Annotated in this window: 19 protein-coding genes; 8 read left to right on the plus strand and 11 right to left on the minus strand. The window is 72.1% G+C overall.

Going from position 1 to position 16,438, the window contains the following annotated elements; translation table 11 throughout:
• Together ACRDSK_RS15780 and ACRDSK_RS15785 are read right to left on the minus strand one after the other, a co-directional pair.
• On the minus strand, nucleotides 1-216 hold a 216-nt coding region (locus ACRDSK_RS15780), incomplete at its 3' end, for a hypothetical protein (protein WP_431441674.1).
• A 320-nt stretch (nucleotides 217-536) separates the two neighbouring features.
• Nucleotides 537-1,523, minus strand: coding sequence for a LacI family DNA-binding transcriptional regulator (locus tag ACRDSK_RS15785; protein ID WP_431441676.1), 987 nt, complete (start codon nucleotides 1,521-1,523; stop codon nucleotides 537-539).
• An 83-nt stretch (nucleotides 1,524-1,606) separates the two neighbouring features.
• Here ACRDSK_RS15785 and ACRDSK_RS15790 point away from each other — a divergent pair, with 83 nt between their 5' ends.
• From ACRDSK_RS15790 to iolD, 6 genes are read left to right on the plus strand one after another with little or no spacing between them, the layout of a single operon-like run.
• A complete protein-coding gene (locus tag ACRDSK_RS15790; protein ID WP_431441678.1) occupies nucleotides 1,607-2,605 on the plus strand; it encodes a Gfo/Idh/MocA family protein in 999 nt (332 codons plus the stop codon).
• The gene (locus tag ACRDSK_RS15795; protein ID WP_431441680.1) at nucleotides 2,602-3,483 is read left to right on the plus strand and encodes a TIM barrel protein; all 882 of its coding nucleotides are present in this window, start codon (nucleotides 2,602-2,604) and stop codon (nucleotides 3,481-3,483) included. Before ACRDSK_RS15790 ends, ACRDSK_RS15795 begins: the two co-directional genes overlap by 4 nt.
• A gap of 12 nt (nucleotides 3,484-3,495) precedes the next feature.
• Nucleotides 3,496-4,506, plus strand: coding sequence for a sugar ABC transporter substrate-binding protein (locus tag ACRDSK_RS15800; protein ID WP_431441681.1), 1,011 nt, complete (start codon nucleotides 3,496-3,498; stop codon nucleotides 4,504-4,506).
• A gap of 10 nt (nucleotides 4,507-4,516) precedes the next feature.
• Complete coding sequence (locus ACRDSK_RS15805; protein ID WP_431441683.1) at nucleotides 4,517-5,566, plus strand: ABC transporter permease; 1,050 nt, start codon at nucleotides 4,517-4,519, stop codon at nucleotides 5,564-5,566.
• Complete coding sequence (locus tag ACRDSK_RS15810; RefSeq protein ID WP_431441684.1) at nucleotides 5,563-6,357, plus strand: ATP-binding cassette domain-containing protein; 795 nt, start codon at nucleotides 5,563-5,565, stop codon at nucleotides 6,355-6,357. The genes ACRDSK_RS15805 and ACRDSK_RS15810 overlap by 4 nt, the downstream gene beginning before the upstream one ends.
• Nucleotides 6,354-8,222 (plus strand): 3D-(3,5/4)-trihydroxycyclohexane-1,2-dione acylhydrolase (decyclizing), encoded by a 1,869-nt coding sequence (gene iolD, locus ACRDSK_RS15815; RefSeq protein ID WP_431441686.1) that lies wholly within the window; start codon nucleotides 6,354-6,356, stop codon nucleotides 8,220-8,222. Before ACRDSK_RS15810 ends, iolD begins: the two co-directional genes overlap by 4 nt.
• A gap of 9 nt (nucleotides 8,223-8,231) precedes the next feature.
• On the opposite strand, the gene ACRDSK_RS15820 is transcribed toward iolD, so the two are convergent.
• The gene (locus ACRDSK_RS15820) at nucleotides 8,232-8,411 is read right to left on the minus strand and encodes a DUF3073 domain-containing protein (RefSeq protein WP_431441688.1); all 180 of its coding nucleotides are present in this window, start codon (nucleotides 8,409-8,411) and stop codon (nucleotides 8,232-8,234) included.
• Between the two features lie 199 nt (nucleotides 8,412-8,610).
• On the opposite strand from ACRDSK_RS15820, the gene ACRDSK_RS15825 reads away from it, so the two are divergent.
• Entirely contained in the window at nucleotides 8,611-9,501 is an 891-nt protein-coding gene (locus tag ACRDSK_RS15825) for a hypothetical protein (RefSeq protein ID WP_431441690.1), read from the plus strand.
• A gap of 375 nt (nucleotides 9,502-9,876) precedes the next feature.
• Here ACRDSK_RS15825 and ACRDSK_RS15830 read toward each other — a convergent pair whose 3' ends face one another.
• Genes ACRDSK_RS15830 through ACRDSK_RS15845 form a run of 4 tightly spaced genes read right to left on the minus strand, consistent with a single transcriptional unit; the run spans nucleotide 9,877 to nucleotide 12,865 of the window.
• Nucleotides 9,877-10,449: an aerial mycelium formation protein gene (locus ACRDSK_RS15830; RefSeq protein ID WP_431441691.1), complete on the minus strand. Its 573-nt coding sequence runs from the start codon at nucleotides 10,447-10,449 to the stop codon at nucleotides 9,877-9,879.
• Between the two features lie 47 nt (nucleotides 10,450-10,496).
• Nucleotides 10,497-11,324, minus strand: coding sequence for a 3-keto-5-aminohexanoate cleavage protein (locus ACRDSK_RS15835; RefSeq protein ID WP_431441693.1), 828 nt, complete (start codon nucleotides 11,322-11,324; stop codon nucleotides 10,497-10,499).
• Nucleotides 11,325-11,339: 15 nt separating this feature from the next.
• The gene (locus ACRDSK_RS15840) at nucleotides 11,340-12,446 is read right to left on the minus strand and encodes a YgfZ/GcvT domain-containing protein (protein WP_431441695.1); all 1,107 of its coding nucleotides are present in this window, start codon (nucleotides 12,444-12,446) and stop codon (nucleotides 11,340-11,342) included.
• Nucleotides 12,443-12,865: a Fur family transcriptional regulator gene (locus tag ACRDSK_RS15845; RefSeq protein ID WP_431441724.1), complete on the minus strand. Its 423-nt coding sequence runs from the start codon at nucleotides 12,863-12,865 to the stop codon at nucleotides 12,443-12,445. The genes ACRDSK_RS15840 and ACRDSK_RS15845 overlap by 4 nt, the downstream gene beginning before the upstream one ends.
• Nucleotides 12,866-12,923: 58 nt before the next feature.
• On the opposite strand from ACRDSK_RS15845, the gene ACRDSK_RS15850 reads away from it, so the two are divergent.
• On the plus strand, nucleotides 12,924-13,769 hold the full coding sequence (locus tag ACRDSK_RS15850) for an aminodeoxychorismate lyase (protein ID WP_431441697.1): 846 nt from the start codon (nucleotides 12,924-12,926) through the stop codon (nucleotides 13,767-13,769).
• A 225-nt stretch (nucleotides 13,770-13,994) separates the two neighbouring features.
• Here the strand turns inward: ACRDSK_RS15850 and ACRDSK_RS15855 are convergent, their stop codons facing one another.
• The 4 genes from ACRDSK_RS15855 to ACRDSK_RS15870 form a co-directional block, all read right to left on the minus strand.
• On the minus strand, nucleotides 13,995-14,627 hold the full coding sequence (locus ACRDSK_RS15855) for an FABP family protein (protein WP_431441698.1): 633 nt from the start codon (nucleotides 14,625-14,627) through the stop codon (nucleotides 13,995-13,997).
• A gap of 165 nt (nucleotides 14,628-14,792) precedes the next feature.
• Nucleotides 14,793-15,101, minus strand: a complete 309-nt coding sequence (locus ACRDSK_RS15860; protein WP_431441700.1) for a DUF1416 domain-containing protein — start codon at nucleotides 15,099-15,101, stop codon at nucleotides 14,793-14,795.
• Between the two features lie 21 nt (nucleotides 15,102-15,122).
• Nucleotides 15,123-15,965 carry a sulfurtransferase gene (locus ACRDSK_RS15865; protein ID WP_431441702.1) on the minus strand — a complete coding sequence of 281 codons (843 nt, stop codon included), beginning with the start codon at nucleotides 15,963-15,965 and terminating at the stop codon, nucleotides 15,123-15,125.
• Nucleotides 15,962-16,402 carry a DUF4395 domain-containing protein gene (locus ACRDSK_RS15870; protein WP_431441704.1) on the minus strand — a complete coding sequence of 147 codons (441 nt, stop codon included), beginning with the start codon at nucleotides 16,400-16,402 and terminating at the stop codon, nucleotides 15,962-15,964. Before ACRDSK_RS15870 ends, ACRDSK_RS15865 begins: the two co-directional genes overlap by 4 nt.
• Between the last annotated feature and the right edge of the window lie 36 nt (nucleotides 16,403-16,438).

Consider the following 16,438-nt stretch of genomic DNA (forward strand, 5'->3'; position numbering starts at 1 on the left):
GCGCACGGCCGGGGTGGCGAGCGCGGGTGCCCGCCGGCGTACGGCGGGCCCGAGGCGGCGCGGCTCCGCCACCGTCCAGGTGTCGCGGTCTTCTCGCACGATCCCGTGCCGGCGACGCAGCTCCGCCCAGAGGACGTCGGCCAGAACCGGTGCGGCGTCGGCGAAGGTGCGCTCGAGCCGGACGAAGCCGTACTGGTGAAAGTGGTCTCGCAACATGGGCTGCCTCTCGGGTTGGACCCTCGAGAGCGCAGCCGTCGACCCGCGCCGACTCGAAGGTCGGTCACGGGCGGGCAGGCGCACGCCCGAAGCCAGAGTAGCAACGCAAGCCCGCGAATTACCGCAGCGAACCGTGGCCGGCCCAAGTCGTACGAGCCGCGCGTGCGTGACGACCCGCGCGCACGCGCGCGCGTGCAGAAAGCCAGAAACGAAACGCCCCCACCCTCTCCGGGGGCACCCCGTCATCCAGTCTACCGGTGGACCCTGACGATCCGGGGTTTCAAGATCGACTTGTGGACAAGGTTGCCGGGTGTGGACAGTCAGCGTGCGGGCGCGGTGGTGCCGCGGATGACCAGGCTCGGGCGGAGCAGGTGGCGGGCCGGGGTTGTGTGGTCGCCGCGGACGCGTAGTACCAGGGCTTCCGCGGCCAGGCGGCCCATCTCCACTCGGGGCTGGTCGATCGTGGTCAGGGAGACGTGGCGCAGTGCCGCGAGCCAGGTGTTGTCGTAGCCCACCACCGACACCTCCGCCGGCACGGACAGGCCCGCCGCTTCCAGGGCCGAGATCGCGCCGACCGCGTTGAGGTCGTTCGCGGCGATCACCGCGGTGGGCGGGTCCTCGAGCAGCGACCGGATGGCCGACGCGCCCGCGGCCTCCGTGTACTCGCCGCGAACGACACGTGGCGCCAGGCCGTGGCGGCGCATCGCGTTGACGTAGCCCGTCCGGCGCGGCGCCGCCTGTGAACCGCCGCCGCCGTCGATGTGGACTATCTCGCGGTGGCCGAGCGACACCAGGTGGTCCACGGCCATCCCCGAGCCGGCCTGGCCGTCGTCGTTCACCGTGTCCACTGTGGACTGGCGGGACGAGCGGGAGACCAGGACCACCGGAGTGTGCGCGGCGGCGGCGGCGATCGCGCCCGCCGGCACGACCGGGCCCAGCAGCGCGAGACCGGCCGGCCGGAACGACAGCAGCCCGGTCAGCGCCTGGCGCTCCCGCGACGGCCGTCGTCCGCCGGTGTTGAACACCAGCTCGAAGCCCGCCTCCCGCGCGTACGCGTCGAGCCCGTCGACCACCTCGGCCCAGAACGGGTTGTGCAGGTCCGACACCATCACGCCCAGCACGTGCGACGTCCGCGAAGCCAGCGACCTGGCCATCGCGTGCGGCGAATAACCCAGCTCGTCGGCCGCCTTCAACACGGCCGCCCGCCGCGCCTCGCTCACCTTCGGCGAACCCCGCATGACCAGCGAGACCAGCGCGCGGGAAACGCCGGCCCGCGTGGCCACGTCCTCGATCGTCGGTCGCCCCAAGGCCCACGCTCCCTTGACACCCGTGTGACGGACATTACAGGATGGAGGCGTTAGAGCGCTCTAACGACGGACGGAAGCCAGCCATGCGCATCGGCGTCGCCGGGGTCGGCCGGATCGGGACCATGCACGCGGCGCACCTCGCCTCGCTGCCGGCGGTCGACGCGGTGCTGCTCTACGACCCGATCGACGGCCGCGCCGCCACGGCCGCGGCCACGCTGGACAAGGCCCGGCCGACGGACACCGCGGCCGGGCTGATCGAGCAGGCCGACGGCGTCCTCGTCGCCACCCCGACCGACACCCACCCGGCCCTCGTCCGCGCCTGCCTCGCCGCCGACACGCCCGTGCTCTGCGAGAAGCCGATCGCGGCCGACCTCGCCGAGATGACCCGCCTGGTCGACGAGATCGAAAAGGGCGGCACTCCCGTCCTGGTCGGCTTCCAGCGCCGCTTCGACCCCGCGGTCGTCGAGCTGCGCCGCCGGATCGCGACCGGCGAGCTCGGCCCGATCTACCACGTCCGCGCCACCGGCTTCGACGCCAACCCGCCCGACCTCGGCTACCTGCCCTCCTCCGGCGGCATCTTCCGCGACCTGCTCATCCACGACCTCGACGCGATCCCGTGGCTCGTCGGCGAACCGGTCACCGAGGTCTACGCGTCCGGCTCCGTCCTCGTCGACCGCGCATTCGCCGACGCCGACGACGTCGACAACGCCGTGGCGCTGCTGCGCTTCGCCGGCGGCGCGCACGCGGTCCTCGCCGGCGGCCGGCACGACCCGCTCGGCTACGACCACCGCATCGAGGTGCTGGGCGGCAAGAACTCCGTGGCCGTCGGGCTCGACCCGCGCACCCCGCTGACCTCCCTCGAACCCGACGGGCCGCAGGCCGGGCCGGACGCCTACCCCGGCTTCCCGGAGCGGTTCCGGCGCGCCTACCTCAACGAGATGCGGGTGTTCACCGACGTGGTCGCCGGCCGCGCGGAGAACCCGTCGCCCGCCCGCGACAGCCTGGTCAGCCTCCGGCTCGCCGAGGCCTGCGAGCGTTCGCGGCGCACGGGAGAGCCGGTCCGACTGGAAGGCGCCTCATGAGGATCGCCGCCGCGCCCATCTCTTGGGGCGTCTGCGAGGTGCCCGGCTGGGGCCGGGTGCTCGACCCCGCGACGGTGCTGGCCGAGATGGCCGCGCTGGGCATCACGGCCACCGAGCTCGGCCCGCCCGGCTACCTGCCGACCGAACCCGGACCGCTGTGCGAGTTGCTCGCCGGGCACGGGCTCGGCCTGGTCGGCGGGTTCCTCGCCGTCCCGCTGCACGACCCGGCCAGCAGGCAGGCCACGGTGGACGCGGCGGCGCGGAGCGCGGAGCTGCTCGCCGCCGGCGGGGCGGACGTCCTCGTGCTCGCGGCGGCCACCGGGCTCGACGGCTACGACGAACGTCCCGCGCTGACGCCGGACGAGTGGCGGACGCTGATCGAGACCGCCGAGCTGGTCCGCGACTGCGCCGCCCGGGCCGGGCTGCGCACCGTCCTGCACCCGCACGTCGGCACCCACGTCGAGACCAGCGCCGAGGTCGGGCGGTTCCTCGCCGACTCCGACCTTCCGCTCTGCATCGACACCGGCCATCTGCTGATCGGTGGCGTCGACCCCGTCGAGCTCGTGCGCGCCCACCCGGACCGGGTCGGCCACGTGCACCTCAAGGACGTCCGCGCCGACCTCGCCGACCAGGTGCGCGATGGGCGCACCGGCTACACCGAGGCGGTCGCGCGCGGGGTCTACGTGCCGCTCGGCGACGGCGACGTCGACCTGCCCGAGCTGCTGAAACTGTTGCGGGACAACGACTACGCCGGCTGGTACGTCCTCGAGCAGGACACCGCGCTCGCCGAGCACGACGGTGCCGACAACGCCGGCGCCGACCTACTGCCGCGGCGGGCTGCCGCGCGCAGCCTGGCCTTCCTGCAGTCCGTCCACTAAGGAGTGACAAGGATGTCTACTCGAGGGCGACGAACACCGCCGCTCCTGGCCGCCGCCCTGGCGGCGCTGGCGATGGTGCTCGCCGCGTGCACCGGGCCGTCCGCCGAGTCCGAGACCGCCCCGGGCGGAGGAGGGGGCGGTGCCGGCGAGTTCGACCCCGACGCGCCGCTCGAGTTCGCGGTGATCACCCACGGCACCGAGGGCGACGCGTTCTGGAGCGTGGTGAAGAACGGCGCCGAGGCGGCCAGCCGCGAGCTCGGCGTCGGCGTCACCTACGTCGCCAACGGCGACCCGGGCGCGCAGGCCAAGCTCATCGACAACGCGGTCGCGCAGGGCAAGACCGGGCTCGTCGTGTCGATGGCGAACCCGGACGCGCTGAAGGAGTCGATCGAGGCGGCGGTGGCCGCCGGCATCCCGGTCGTCACGATCAACTCCGGCGCCACCCAGAGCAAGGAGTTCGGCGCGATCGCCCACGTCGGCCAGGACGAGAAGATCGCCGGGCAGGCCGCGGGCGAGCGGTTCGCCGAGGCCGGCAAGAAGAAGATGCTCTGCGTCATCCACGAGGCCGGCAACTCCGGGCTGAACGAGCGGTGCGACGGCGCCCGCGAGGGCTTTGGCGGCGAGGTGGAGAACCTGCAGGTCGACATCAGCAACCCGACCGACATCGAGGCCCGGATCAAGGGCGCGCTGCAGACCAACCCCGACGTGGACGCGGTGCTGACGCTGTCCTCGCAGGTGGCCGACCGCGCGGTCACCGCCGCGCAGGGCGCCGGCTCGGACGCGCAGATCGCCACGTTCGACCTGAACACCGACGTGGTCGACGCGGTCCGCGACGGCAGCGTCCTGTTCGCCGTGGACCAGCAGCAGTACCAGCAGGGCTACCTGCCGATCATGATGCTGAAGCTGTACCGGCAGAACGGCAACACGCTGGGCGGCGGGCAGTCCGTGCTCACCGGCCCGGGGTTCGTCGACGAGTCCAATGCGGACCTGGTGCGTCCGTACACCGAACGCGGCACGCGCTGAGGAGCCCGACATGACTGTGACGACAACGGAACCCGCGGCGGTCGACGAACGGCTGTCCTCCTCGTCGCTGGTGAACCGGCTGGTGGTGCGGCCGGAGATCGGCTCGATGCTCGGCGCGCTGGTGGTGTTCGTCTTCTTCTCGATCGTCGCCGACAAGTTCCTGACCATGGGCGGGGTCGCGACCTGGCTCGACGACTCGGCGACGCTCGGGATCATGGCGGTCGCCGTGGCGATGCTGATGATCGGCGGCGAGTTCGACCTGTCGGCCGGCGTGATGACCGCGTCGACGGCGCTGGTCACGGCGATCTTCGCGACGCAGGTGGGGCTGAACGTGTGGCTCGCGCTGCTGCTGTCGCTGGTGTTCGCGCTCGGAGTGGGCGCGCTGAACGGCTGGCTCGTGGTGCGCACCGGGCTGCCGAGCTTCATCGTCACGCTAGGCACGTTCCTGGCGCTGCAGGGCCTGAACCTGGGCGTCACCCGGCTGATCACCGACTCGGTGCAGGTCGCGGGGATGCGCGGCGCGGACGGCTACGAGTCGGCCGGGTTCGTGTTCGCGTCCACGGTCGCCGTCGGGGACACGCCGTTCCAGATCTCCATCGTGTGGTGGCTGGGCTTCACCGCGGTCGCCGCGTGGCTGCTGATGCGGACGAAGTTCGGCAACTGGATCTTCGCGGTGGGCGGCGCGGCGCCGAGTGCGCGGGCGGTCGGCGTGCCGGTGGCACGCACGAAGATCCTGCTGTTCATGGGGACCGCGCTGGCCGGGTGGCTGGTGGGGTCGATCAACATCCTGCGGTTCACGACCGTGCAGGCCAACCAGGGCATCGGGCTGGAGTTCCAGTTCATCATCGCGGCGGTGATCGGCGGCTGCCTGCTCACCGGCGGGTTCGGCTCGGCGATCGGGGCCGCGATCGGCGCACTGATCTTCGGCATGGCCCGCCAGGGCATCGTGTTCGCGAACTGGAACAGCGACTGGTTCATGCTCTTCCTCGGCGTCATGCTGCTGGGCGCGGTGCTGGTGAACAACACGTTCCGGCGGCGAGCGGAAAGGGTCCGGCGATGACCGAAGCACAGACACCCCTGATCGAGGTCCAGGACATCGGCAAGAACTACGGCAGCGTGATCGCGTTGCGCGAGGTGTCCACTGTGGTCAACCCGGGCGAGGTCACCTGCGTGCTGGGTGACAACGGCGCCGGCAAGTCCACGCTGATCAAGATCCTCGCGGGCGTGCACCAGCACGATGCCGGGCGGTTCCTGGTGGGCGGCGCGGGCGTGCGGCTGTCCTCGCCGCGGCAGGCGCTCGACCACGGCATCGCGACGGTCTACCAGGACCTGGCCGTGGTGCCGCTGATGAGCGTGTGGCGCAACTTCTTCCTCGGTTCCGAGCCGACGCTCGGCGCCGGGCCGCTGCAGCGGCTGGACCGCCGCAAGGCCAAGGAGACCGCGCGCACGGCGCTGGCCGACATGGGCATCGACCTGCGCGACGTCGAGCAGCCGGTGGGCACGCTGTCCGGCGGCGAGCGGCAGTGCGTGGCGATCGCGCGGGCGGTCTACTTCGGCGCCAAGGTGCTGATCCTGGACGAGCCGACCGCGGCGCTGGGCGTCAAGCAGTCCGGCGTGGTGCTGCGCTACGTGGCACAGGCCCGCGACCGGGGGCTCGGCGTCGTGCTGATCACGCACAACCCGCACCACGCCTACCCGGTCGGCAACCGGTTCCTGATCCTCAAGCGCGGCCGCAGCCTCGGCTCGTCGGAGAAGTCGGAGATCACCGTCGAGGAGCTGACCCGCCAGATGGCCGGCGGCGCGGAGCTGGAGGCCCTGCAGCACGAGCTGCGGGAGGTTGCCTCTCCATGAGGTTGACGACCGCGCAGGCACTGGTCCGCTGGCTCGGCGCGCAACGCGGCGTGCTGCTGGACGGGACCGAGGTGCCGCTGTTCCCCGGCGTGTTCGCGATCTTCGGGCACGGCAACGTGCTCGGGCTCGGGACGGCGCTGTCGGAGGCGGACCTTCCGGTGTGGCGCGGTCACAACGAGCAGGGCATGGCGCTGGCGGCGGTGGGTTTCGCGAAGGCCACCCACCGCCGCCAGGTCGGCGTCGCCACGTCGTCGATCGGGCCGGGCGCGCTGAACATGGTCACCGCGGCCGGCGTCGCGCACGCCAACCGGCTGCCGCTGCTCCTGCTGCCCGGCGACACGTTCGTCAACCGCGCGCCGGACCCGGTGCTGCAGCAGGTCGAGCACTTCGGCGACGCGACGGCCACGGTCAACGACGCGTTCCGGGCGGTCAGCCGCTACTTCGACAGGATCGTCCGGCCCGAGCAGCTGGTCGCGACGCTGCCGCAGGTCGCGCGGGTGCTCACCGACCCGGCCGAGTGCGGGCCGGTCACGCTCGCGCTGCCGCAGGACGTGCAGGCGGAGGCGTTCGACTTCCCCGAGTCGCTGTTCGCGACGGTCGTGCACCGCGTGCCGCGGCCGCGGTCGGACCGGCACGCGCTGGGCCTCGTCGCGGACGCCGTGGCCGCGTCGCACCGGCCGCTGCTCGTGCTCGGCGGCGGCGTTCGGTACTCCGGCGCCACACACAGCGCGCTCGCGCTGGCCGAGCGACACGGCGTGCCGATCGTCGAGACCACCGCCGGCCGCACGCTGGTTCGCCACGACCACCCGCTGCACGCGGGACCGCTCGGCATCACCGGCTCGGCGTCGGCGAACGCGCTCGCCGCGTCGGCCGATCTCGTGCTCGCCGTCGGTACCCGGCTGCAGGACTTCACCACGGCGTCGTGGTCGGTCTTCGCGCCGGACGTGCGGCTCGTGACGATCAACGCCGCGCGGTTCGACGCCGTCAAGCACGGCGCGCTCGCGTTGGTCGCGGACGCCGACGAGGCGCTCGGCGAGCTCGCCGGCCTGCTCGACAGGTGGCGGGTGTCGGCGTCGTGGACGGAGCGGGCCGCCGCCGAGCGGTCCCGCTGGGACTCCTACGTCGACGGACTGCGGTCACCAGGCGCGGGGCTGCCGACCTACGCGCAGGTGGTCGGCGTGGTGAACGAGGAGAGCGACGCGGCCGACTACGTGATGACCGCGTCCGGCGGGCTGCCCGGCGAGCTGATCGGCGGCTGGCGCTCGGCCGGCGGCCCCGAGTCCGGGATGGACGTCGAGTACGGGTTCTCGTGCATGGGCTACGAGATCGCCGGCGCGTGGGGTGCGGCGATGGCTGTGTCGGCGGCACCGCGGTCCGGTGTGGTCACCACGCTGCTCGGGGACGGCTCGTACCTGATGCTGAACTCCGAGCTGTTCTCCGCGGCGTTCGCCGGGCACGGGTTCGTCGCGGTCGTGTGCGACAACGACGGGTACGCGGTGATCGACCGGCTACAGCGCGGCAACGGCGCACCGGGGTTCAACAACATGTACGCCGACGCGCGTTCGCTGCAGGCGCAACCGCCCCGAGTGGACTTCGCCTCGCACGCGGCGGCGCTCGGCTGTGCCGTGCTGTCCGTACCGGACCTCGGGGACCTGCGGTCGGCCTACCGGCAGGCGCGCGAGCACGCGCGAGCCGGCCGCGTGGCCGTCGTGGTGATCCACACGCACCCGTCATCGTGGACGGACGCGGGGGCGTGGTGGGAGGTCGGTGTGCCGGAGCACTCGGAGTACCCGGCAGTCACCGACGCCCGTCGGACCCTCGACAAGGCGAAGACGGACCAGGTGCGCTACCTGGGCCGTCCCTGAACCGGACGATCAACGACGGTAGTTGTCGTCCGTGTAGTCGTCCTCGTCGAAAGGGTCCTCACCGTTGCCGCTTGACGGCGGCTGGCTCGACAGCTCTCGTTGCAGAGCCTCGAAATCGGTGTGTTGAGTGCTGTATTTGAGCTCTCGGGCTACCTTGGTCTGCTTAGCCTTCGCCCGGCCGCGCCCCATGGCTCGACCCCCTCGCACAGTGACGGGGCGGCCGGGGGAATCGGCGGCCCCGCAAATCTCGACATATGGTTCCTACCAACTACCGTACCGTGCCGACGGGGTTCAGCGCGAAGGGGCACGGCGTCATTCGGCGCCTCGTTTTCATGATCGCCTTTCGCCCCGCGACGGCCCGTCCGGCCGTCCGTGACACGATGCCCCCGTGTCCCGACCGTTCGTGGCCTACCTCAGGGTGTACGAACCGCTGTCCGCGTTCGAGGACCAGGTGGCGAAGCGCCTGCGGGAGGGTCTCGAGCTGGGGCACATGGACTACGCGGCCGCGGGCGAGCGTGAGCGGGACATGTGGCTCAGATCACAGCTGTCCCAGCCGCCGACTCTGCTGCCCGGAGAGCTCGCGAACGGCGACCCGTCGCCGCGGGCACTGCGTGACGTCCTCGTCCTCGACCCGGTCGAGGTCCCCGTCGACCAGGCGACCGTCGGTCCCGGCCCGCTGGTGTGCCCGCTGGACGTGCGGGCGCGAGCGGCGGCGGCCCTGGTGGGTTTCCTGACGTCGGCGCACCCGGCGGTACGGGACGTCGCGCTCACCGCGTCGCTCGACGCGGTGCGGGAGAAGGCGGCGACGGTGCTGTCGGGCCTGCCGGGCGGGGCGGTGCACATCGTGTCGACGACGTGGACGGTGCCGTTGCCGTGGTTCACCTTGGTGGACCCCGCGCAGCGGCACATGGTGGTCGCGACCCGCGCCGACGCCCGCCGCCACGTGTGCTGGCGCGTGGCGATGTCCGACGCCCGCCGCCGGGTGGCGAAGGCGCACTCGCTGGCGGAGCGGGTGCTGGGAGACCAGGGCCCGACGAAGGTGCTGGAGGACACCGGGCGGTGGCTCGAGCACTTCCATCCGCACTCCGCGGTGGAGCTGGACTACGGCGGCCTGGTTCAGCTCCTGGACGACGAGGAGCTGGTGGCCGACACCTCGGCGGCGGACGTGAACGCGATCGTGGACGCGCTGGAACGCGAGGACGTCGAAGAGATAGCCACCCGCTTCGAACGCCTACGCGACTTCTGGGGCGACCTCGCCGTCCGGGAGCGCTTCAACTAGCCGCCGCTCCGTGGACCGCCGCCGGTGGCTCGCGGCGCCGGCCTTTCCGCCGCCGGGTTTCGCCGGATCCGTTGGCGCTGCTCGATTCCTGGCCGCGCCAGGCGTGGCGATGTCGGGTGCAGCCGACCGTGCGCGCAAGTTCGTCGATGCAGATCCGGCTCGCTGCTGTCGTGCCCAACACGCCGACTCCGCCAGTCCGGCCTGCTCAGTCCGCGCCCAGCCAACTACCCCCGCGCGCACACGCGCGTGCAGAACCAGACTCCCGAAAGCCCCCACCCTCTCCGGGGGCACCCCTCACGCCAGTCTACCGAGGATCACTGACGGAATGGCTGCTCGGCGGGGGCCTGTGGATAACTCAGAGGCGCGAGTGGCGCGTCAGTCCGGCGGGTCCTCGCCGCGTTCGGCGGCCAGCAGCTTGTCCACGGAGGCGCTGCCCGCGCGGTAGCGGCCGCCGATCTCGTCGTTCAGCAGGTCCACGACCCGCTGCACCTCGCGGCGGCGCTGGGACACCGACGCCTCCTCCGCCACGTACGTCCGCAAGGCCAGGTCCAGCCGCTCCGCCGGCAGCGAGCTCACGTCCGACAGATCGGCGTCCGACACCAGCGCCTCGACGTGCCGGCGGTGTGCCTCCGCCCGCGACGGCTCCAGCGGCTGATGCCGACCGGACCCTACGGGCGCCTGGCCGACCGCGTTGTCCGACAGGATCTCGACCAGCCGCTCGACCACCGAGCTCGAGCCGCCCTCCGCGCGCCGCTTCTGCTCCGCCCGCACGATGTCGATCCGCGCGTGCAGCAGCCGGCGCAGGTACGACAGGTCCGTCTCCTCCTGCGCGGCGTCGTCGCGTCGCGCGCGTACCTCGGCCAGCTCCAGCTGCTTCAGGTCGGCGACATAGTCCGGCGCGAGCACCCGGTCGATTCGCCTGCGGCCACCTGGTCGGACTTCGATCACGGCCCCATCCTCCGGTACACAGGGGTCCGCCGCCAACCCGGTAGGTGTCAGTTGCTTTGCGCAACGCCCAGTAGCGGCCGTACCTCGTCCACCGACAGGGGCGGGCGCTGCGCCAGCGACGCGAACTCCGCCGCCCGCGCCACCAGCTGCGCGTTGTCCCGCACCCGCTGCCCGCGCGCGAACGACACCGTGTCCTCCATGCCGACCCGCAGGTGCCCGCCCGCGGACAGCGACGCCAGCATGACCGGCAACGACGTCCGCCCGATCCCGGTCGCGGAGAACGTCGCCCCGGCCGGGATCGCCCGCAGCGCCGCGACCAGCGTCTCCGGGTCGCCCGGCATGCCGCCCGGCACGCCCATCACCAGGTCGACGTGCACGTGCTCGCCCGCCGGCAGGCCGTGCTGGTCCAGCAGCCGATGCAGGGTCGCGAGCTGGCCGAGGTCGAAGATCTCGTACTCCGGCACGATCCGCCGCTCGCGCATCCGTCCGTGCAGCTCGACGATGAACTCCCAGCGGTTCATGAACACGTCGTCGCCGAAGTTGACCGTGCCCATCGTGCAGGAGGCCGAGTCGGGCATCGCGTCGAGCACACGCAGGCGGTCGGCCTCCGGGTCGGTCACCGCACCGCCGGTCGACAGCTGGACCACGAGGTTCGTCTCCGCGCGCAGCGCCGCCACCGTCTCCTCGAGCCGCCGCAGGTCGAGCGTCGGCTTGGCGTCCGCGCCGCGGATGTGCACGTGGATCATCGCCGCGCCCGCCGCCTCGCAGGCCTTCGCCTCGGCGACCAGCTCCTCGAGCGTGACCGGCAGGTTCGGCACGTCCGGCTTCGCGTGCTCGGCGCCCGTCGGGGCGACGGTGATCAGGGTCCCTGTCATGGGCCCCGATGCTAGTCAGCCGCGCAGCCGCCGAGCAGCCTCGCGACCCAGCCCGGGCGTCGCCTCGGGCACGGAGTCGGGGTCGGGAGCCGCCTGCACGACCCGGTCATCGACGCCGACGAGCAGCTCCGCGTCGAGCGGCACGGAGTACTTCACCAGCGCGAGCGCGATCGGTCCGAGCTCATGGTGGCGCGCCACCGACCCGACCCGCCCCACGGTCCGCTCGCCGAGCACGACCGGGTCGCCGGTCTCCGGCAGCACCTCCGGCGAGCCGTCCAGGTGCAGCAGCAGCATCCGGCGCGGCGGCCGGCCCACGTTGTGCACCTTCGACACCGTCTCCTGCCCGCGGTAGCAGCCCTTCGCCACGTGCGCGGCGACGTGCACCCAGCCGACCTCGTGCGGGATCGTGCGGTCGTCGGTGTCCACGCCGAGCCGGGCCCGCACGGACTCGACCCGCAGCGCGTCGAACCCCCACGAGCCCATCGGCCGGGCGCCGGCCTCGGTGAGCCGCGTCCACCACTGCGCCTTCTCCGCGCGCGGCACCAGCAGGTCCACGGCGACGGCGCCGGGCCAGGGCATCCGCCGGACGAGCACGTCCGAGCCCGTTGCCACGGCGTAGGCGCCTTCGGGGAGCGGCAGTCCGGCGGTGGTCAGCAGGTCGGGCGTGTTCGGCCCGACGAGCGAGAGGACCGCGCGCTCGGCCGTCGCGTCCCGCGGGGTCACCTTGGACCAGAACACCATCGACTCGAGGTACTCCAACAGCGGGACCTTGCCGCCGCGCGCGCCGGTCGCCGTCGCCCCAGGTTCGGTGTCGAGCCAGACGGTGTCGCCGGCGTAGGCGAGGACCATGTGCGCGTCGACCCGGCCCAGACTGTCGAGCACGAGCGCCTCGGTGCCGGTGTCCGCCGGCAGCGCGCTGACGTGCTGGGAGATCACGAGGTGCAGCCAGGACAACCGCTCCTCGCCGGTGACCGCGATCAGCTCCCGGTGCGACCGGTCGACGATCGCGGCCGTGCGCGCGGCGGCCCGCTGCTCGGCGAAGGGGTCGCCGTAGTGCCACGCCACGCCCTGGTCCAGTGAGCCGTCGGGGGGCGGCACGGCGCCCGGCAGATCGAGTGTCACGAGGTCTCCCCGAGGCAGTTCCGGCAGGTGCCGGACAGTGCGAGATGGCTGACATCCAGTGCGAACCCGTAGCGGGCGCGCAGTGTTCCGCGCAGCTCCTCCATCTCTTCGCAGGGCGCCTCGATGACGTTGCCGCAGTGATGGCAGACGAGGTGGACGTGCCGGTGTTCGTGAACGGAGTAGTTGGGCGCGCCGTGGCCGAGGTGGGTGTGCCGGACGAGGCCGAGGCTCTCCAGCAGCTCGAGGGTGCGGTAGATCGTGGTGATGTTGACCGTCGGAGTGCTGACCTGGACCCGCTGGTGGACCTGCTCGGGGGTGGCGTGCTCGAGCTCGAGGAGGGCGTCGAGGACGAGCTGGCGCTGCGGGGTCATGCGCATGCCGCGGCGGTGCAGCGTCTCCCGGAGCTGGTCCCGCTCCATCTCGAGGTTGCGCGTCACGTCATGAATCGTAGGCGCGCGGCTGAGTAGGCTTCGCCTCATGCGGGTGCTCGCGATGCTGGACGGAACGTTGGCCGACCCCGAGGCGGCGCACATCCGGGTGGACGACCTGGGTCTGATGCGCGGCGACGGGATCTTCGAGACTGTGCTTGTCGTGGACGGCAAGCCGCGCGAGCTCGGGCCGCACCTCGACCGGCTCGCGCGCTCGGCGGCGATGCTGGAGCTGCCGGCGCCGGACCGGGCGGCCTGGGAGCGGTGCGTGGACGTCGTGCTTGGCGCGTGGCGCGAGCCGGGCGAGATGGCGCTGAAGCTCGTGTACACGCGGGGTCCGGAGTTCGGTGACGGCACGCCGACCGGGTTCGCGATGGGCCTGCCGATCGGGGAGAAGACGCTGCGCAACCGGGTGACCGGGGTGCGTGCGGTGACCCTCGACCGCGGGTACGACCCGGAGATCGTGGCGCGGGCGCCGTGGCTGCTGCTGGGCGCGAAGTCGTTGTCGTACGCGGTGAACATGGCGGCGCTGCGGTACGCGGAGGCGAACGACGCCGAGGAGGCGATCTTCCTCGCGGCGGACGGCTCGGTGCTGGAGGGCCCGACGTCGAACGTGATCATCGCGCAGGGCCACACGCTGCGCACGACCCCGCCGTCGAGCGGCATTCTGCGCGGGACGACGCAGGGCGCCCTGTTCCGGGCGGCGGAGCAGGCGGGCTGGGTGACGAAGGTGGAGCCGCTGACGCTGGCGGAGCTGCCGGAGGCGGACGGCCTGTTCCTGGCGTCGAGCGTCCGCAAGATCACCCGAGTGAACACGCTGGACGGCGTGAAGCTCCCGGACGTGACCGCCCTGCACACGGAGCTCAACGCCCTCTACGAGTCCGAGTACGCCTGACGCCCACGGCGAGCAGCGCCCCCGCGAAGTCGGACACAGCGCCACGAACCAGACCGCTCAGAGACCCCTCTGGATGGCAGCCCCCACCCTCTCCGGGGGCGGCCCCGGTTCCAATTCTACCGGTGGGGTCTGACGAAACGGCTGGTCGTGGCGGCTTGTGGACAACTTGCCCGGGCGAGTGGACCATTCGCCCGAAGAAGTCAGCCGCAGAGTCGCCCGGAGAAGTCAGCCGGCGATGCGGCGTAGGTACGCGGACGTGTGCGGCTGCAGGGGCTGGCCCATCATGGCGCGTTCCTCCACGTAGGCCAGGTCTCCGTTGTTGACCAGGCCGTACAGGCGCTTCGCCCCCGAGACGTCCTTCGCCGAGGACGTTCGCATCGTCACGTCCGTCGCCAGTTCCCACGAGGTCTGGGTGCGCGGCTCGCCGTAGAAGATCTCCACGATCCCCGTCGCGTGTGCCAGCAGCATCTCGATCGTCTCGTCGGGCTGCGGGCGCCACCAACCGACCTCGCGCGCCGCCGGGCGGATGACGTGACCATCGGCGTCCAGCAGCCACGCGCGGGACTCGTAGAACGCGAACGGCCGGCCGTCATGGGCGAACGTGATCTGCTGGCCGAAGTGCTTCGACTCGATCGTCGGATACACGACCTCGCCCTCGCCGCGCCACACGCCGATCAGCGGCAGCAGGGGCAGCAACGCGTCGTGAAGATCGGCACCGTCTCGCAGGTTCGCGGTGTCGTTCGGGATCGGCAAGTCCTCCCACCGCGGCAGGTTCCGTTCCCGCGTCGTGGCCGCCCGCTCGGCCGCCGCTCGCAGCGCCGCGTCGCCGCTGCCCGGAACCGGGTTCTCCTCGGTCACGAGTCCACCTCGACGGCGAGTAGCCGGCGCGCCAGCAGCAGAAGACAACCGGTACCGGCGAGCGCCGCGACGATCAACAGGGAGGTCCAGAGCAGTTCCACCCGGCGAGGATATGCGAACGCGGGACGGCCGAACCGCATGGCCGTCCCGCGTCCTGGTGAAAGGTCAGCCGACCGCCACGGCGACCGGGTGCAGCCCGGGACCGTCGGCGGTCACGCTCGTCTCGCCGTTGCCGCTGCGATGCAGGGCGCGCACGGTCCACCGGCCCGGCGCCGCGAAGAACCGGAAGTCACCGTCCTTTGAGGACACGACCTCCGCGGTGAACTCGCCGCTCGAGTCCAGCAGCCGCACGTACGCCCCGCCGAGCGGCGCGCCGTCCGCGGTCACCTTCCCGCCGAGCACGATCTCCTTCGCGAGATCGATGCCCGCCGGCAGCTCCGCGGTCTGCTCCGGCGCCGCGCATCCGTCACTCATGTCGTCTCCTCCTGGAGGGGGTCAGTGGGCGCCGGGGCCGATCTCGACGGGCACGCCGACCAGCGAGCCGTACTCCGTCCAGGACCCGTCGTAGTTCTTCACGTCCGAGTAGCCGAGCAGCTCGTGCAACGCGAACCAGGTGTGCGAGCTGCGCTCACCGATGCGGCAGTACGCGATGGTGGCCCTGGACTCGTCGATCCCGGCCTCCTTGTACAGCTCGCGCAGCTCGTCGGCGGACTTGAACGTCCCGTCCTCGTTCGCCGCCTTGCTCCACGGCACGTTGATCGCCGACGGGATGTGGCCGGCGCGCTGCGCCTGCTCCTGCGGCAGGTGAGCGGGCGCGAGCAGCTTGCCGGCGAACTCGTCGGGCGAGCGGACGTCGACGAGGTTCTTGGCGTTGATGGCTACGACGACCTCGTCGCGGAAGGCGCGGATCGAGGTGTCCTGCTCCTTGGCGGAGTAGCTGGTCTCCTCGCGGGTCACCGCGTCGGTCGACAGCGGGCGGCCGTCGAGCTCCCATTTCTTGCGGCCGCCGTCGAGCAGCTGCACCGCGTCGTGGCCGTACAGCTTGAAGTACCAGTAGGCGTACGCGGCGAACCAGTTGTTGTTGCCGCCGTACAGGACCACCTTGTCGGCGTTGCTGATTCCCTTGGCGGACAGCAGCTTCTCGAAGCCGGCCTGGTCCACGAAGTCGCGGCGCACCGGGTCCTGCAGCTCCGTCCTCCAGTCGAGCCGGACCGCACCGGGAATGTGTCCGCCGTCGTACGCGGACGTGTCCTCGTCCACCTCGACGAACACCACCCCGGCGGTCCCGAGGTTCTCTTCGGCCCACTCGGCCGTGACCAACACGTCTTCGCGGCTCATCGGAGCGCTCTCTCCTTCGTTGGGTTGAATCGGCGGATCAACAGGTAGGTCTCGCAGCCGAGGCAGAACGCGAACGCGGCGTTGAGGAACGCCGCGGCCAGCGCGAACGCGGTCGCCACCACGCCGAGACCCGGCACGCCGAGGGCGTAGCCGAGGGTGCCGACGACGGCGAACCCGAAGCCGACAGCCTGGGCGAAGCGCAGCGGGGCCTGGTCCTCGCGCTCCCCGGTCGGCGCCAGCCGCGGCGCGACCAGGCGCTTGTAGACCAGCGAGTACGGCGCGACGCGCAGACCGGCGAAGGCGCCGATCGCGAACACGACCGCCTGCGCGGCGAGCAGCGGCCACCACGAGGTCACCAGCACGCCCGCGAGGACGACCGTGGTGACCCAGGCGGCGAACCGCGGGCCTCGGGGATCGACGGGTGGCTGGGCGGACATGGACGACCTCCTGACTGGGGGCTGGGCAGCGGGAGA

It is taken from the genome of Actinophytocola sp., assembly GCF_050699915.1.
Classification (GTDB): Bacteria; Actinomycetota; Actinomycetes; order Mycobacteriales; family Pseudonocardiaceae; genus Actinophytocola.

Excerpts from the sequence above, each read along its gene's own strand:
- ACRDSK_RS15800 (WP_431441681.1), top strand. The coding sequence starts at position 3,496 with ATGTCTACTCGAGGGCGACGAACACCGCCGCTCCTGGCCGCCGCCCTG.
- ACRDSK_RS15865 (WP_431441702.1), bottom strand. The coding sequence starts at position 15,965 with ATGAGCCGCGAAGACGTGTTGGTCACGGCCGAGTGGGCCGAAGAGAAC.
- ACRDSK_RS15790 (WP_431441678.1), top strand. The coding sequence starts at position 1,607 with ATGCGCATCGGCGTCGCCGGGGTCGGCCGGATCGGGACCATGCACGCG.
- ACRDSK_RS15850 (WP_431441697.1), top strand. The coding sequence starts at position 12,924 with ATGCGGGTGCTCGCGATGCTGGACGGAACGTTGGCCGACCCCGAGGCG.
- ACRDSK_RS15795 (WP_431441680.1), top strand. The coding sequence starts at position 2,602 with ATGAGGATCGCCGCCGCGCCCATCTCTTGGGGCGTCTGCGAGGTGCCC.
- ACRDSK_RS15870 (WP_431441704.1), bottom strand. The coding sequence starts at position 16,402 with ATGTCCGCCCAGCCACCCGTCGATCCCCGAGGCCCGCGGTTCGCCGCC.
- ACRDSK_RS15805 (WP_431441683.1), top strand. The coding sequence starts at position 4,517 with ATGACTGTGACGACAACGGAACCCGCGGCGGTCGACGAACGGCTGTCC.
- ACRDSK_RS15820 (WP_431441688.1), bottom strand. The coding sequence starts at position 8,411 with ATGGGGCGCGGCCGGGCGAAGGCTAAGCAGACCAAGGTAGCCCGAGAG.
- ACRDSK_RS15860 (WP_431441700.1), bottom strand. The coding sequence starts at position 15,101 with ATGAGTGACGGATGCGCGGCGCCGGAGCAGACCGCGGAGCTGCCGGCG.
- iolD (WP_431441686.1), top strand. The coding sequence starts at position 6,354 with ATGAGGTTGACGACCGCGCAGGCACTGGTCCGCTGGCTCGGCGCGCAA.
- ACRDSK_RS15810 (WP_431441684.1), top strand. The coding sequence starts at position 5,563 with ATGACCGAAGCACAGACACCCCTGATCGAGGTCCAGGACATCGGCAAG.
- ACRDSK_RS15845 (WP_431441724.1), bottom strand. The coding sequence starts at position 12,865 with ATGGAGCGGGACCAGCTCCGGGAGACGCTGCACCGCCGCGGCATGCGC.
- ACRDSK_RS15835 (WP_431441693.1), bottom strand. The coding sequence starts at position 11,324 with ATGACAGGGACCCTGATCACCGTCGCCCCGACGGGCGCCGAGCACGCG.